The organism is Acaryochloris sp. IP29b_bin.137 (genome assembly GCF_028285745.1).
Classification (GTDB): domain Bacteria; phylum Cyanobacteriota; class Cyanobacteriia; order Thermosynechococcales; family Thermosynechococcaceae; genus Acaryochloris.
The window spans coordinates 1-1,860 of the sequence record NZ_JANQOP010000060.1 but is presented as its reverse complement, the minus strand read 5'-3'; the positions used below and the strand labels follow the sequence as shown (position 1 = coordinate 1,860).

The 1,860-nt window shown below is 50.3% G+C and carries 2 protein-coding genes; both read right to left on the bottom strand.

Annotation, left to right across the window (positions count from 1 at the left end):
• Nucleotides 1-615, bottom strand: a 615-nt coding sequence (locus tag Q0991_RS04680) for a serine hydrolase domain-containing protein (RefSeq protein ID WP_299485959.1), incomplete at its 3' end; no start/stop codon positions are given.
• A gap of 137 nt (nt 616-752) precedes the next feature.
• A complete protein-coding gene (locus tag Q0991_RS04675; protein ID WP_299485958.1) occupies nt 753-1,622 on the bottom strand; it encodes a type II CAAX endopeptidase family protein in 870 nt (289 codons plus the stop codon).
• Nucleotides 1,623-1,860 lie beyond the last annotated feature (238 nt).

Here is a 1,860-nt window from a genome sequence, read left to right as displayed (position 1 = left end):
TGTCAGGAAACGGTTTTGAATTTCATCGTAGTAGCATCTACCTGTTGCGGCTTCCATCGCGAGTCCAGCGACAATGTATCCGGTGTCGGTATAGGCCCAGCCTTCTCCAGCCTCGAACAGGGGAGGTAAATCCAACACAAATTCAATCAAGGATTCCGGTGGGAATGGATTGCCAGGTTCTTGCCAACGATGCGAAACAGCCGATACAAAGCTGTCCAAATGAACATGGTCAGGTAGCCCTGCACTATGATTGAGCAACTGCCGCAGGGTGATGTCATTGTGGTTGGGCAATCTGGAGAACCAGGGTCGCTCGCTTAACCACTGAGATATAGGTGCATCCAGATCTAGACAGCCTTCCTGAGCTAGAGCGATTGCAGTAGCTCCCACAAAGGTCTTGCCAATACTGGCAGTCAGCATCCGAGACTGCTCGGTCATTGGCGTTCCCACTTCGGTATCCGCTACTCCTGTGGCGGCAACCCCCACGGTGCCATCGGGTAAAACATAAGCCGCCGTTGCCCCTGGGAATCCATATTGTTGTTGAGCGTTTTCTAGTACTGATTGGAATATCTGATTTAGATCAGTAGCAGCAATGGTGCGGTTTGAAGAAACTATCAAGAGTAGGCTCAGGCAAAACGGCAGAAACCAAAAGGCTGACCTTGCTACCCGTCTGTTCAAAAGAACCAAAGGCTGAGAGTGGTGGTTAGCAAGCTGTCCTCGAAGGAACTTGACGATACGCTGCAGGACTGGCAGGCTCACGGGCGGGTCTCCCGAGTGAGTTCTTCCGTTAACCTTATATTTGCAGCGGGTGGAATGACCTCTGTTACCGCTTTGGCTTTGCGCAACATCGTTTTGCGGTTGATCGCGACAATCACGAGGGCGGCCACCCAAAAGAAAAAGATGTCGTAGGGCTGAGCATCAGGCCAAATCGGATTAATGAGCTGAAAGTGGAATAGGTACGACAGCAAAATGCTCCCCTGCGATGCATTAAATAGAGGGGTAACTATCAGACTAAGGGCGACTGAACCGAGTAAAAAAGGAGTAAACGACCAGGCGCTTTGCGGTGTGCCGCTCAACAGAAAGGCGGGTAGGTGCCAGATGCCCCAGATGCCCCCCAAAATAAGTCCGGCCCAGATGGGCGCAAACCGTCGTTGCAGCAGCGGTAACGCTAACCCACGCCAGCCAAACTCTTCAACTGGACCAAGGATCAGGGTAATGGCGATGGCTGACAGCAGGGCTGGCAACGAGATAAACGGGAATGGAGCTGTGAAAAGATTGCCCTTCACAGCAGCCCCGGCATAGAACAGTAGCGGCACAAGCAGCAAAAAGGCGTACCAGGCTGGAGGGCAATGCCAGAGAAACATCCGAGACAAATAACGCCGCAAACCTGGCAGCCCATCGTAACGGATGATGATGATAACCGCTGAAATCGCTGGACTCCACACAGCCAGAATAAAGAGGGGATGGTGCCCACTCAACTGGCCAAATATCGCTGTCATTGGCCCTGGAAGTAGGATATATAGGGCCAAAATGCCCCAGGCCAAACCGAAGGTGATCAGTAAAAAGGGGGCCAGTGCGATCAAGGGAACTGGATATCGAGGTGAACCTGCTGAGTTAATGTCCATGGGATATTCCTCGGTAAAAGCACTCTTTAGAACTTTGGAATGAGAATAAGGTCTTCAGGCGACTACTATTGACTAATGGTTGATGTGAGATAGAAATATTCCAAAATTTATGGAAGATTCATAAATCGATATTTGCAGCTGTCCAATCAATACCAGGAATATTGGGAAGTTCATGGCCGTCATCTTCTCCAATCTCTGCTTGGATTTGCTTCTGTAGTTTCTGATTCATGGACAAAAT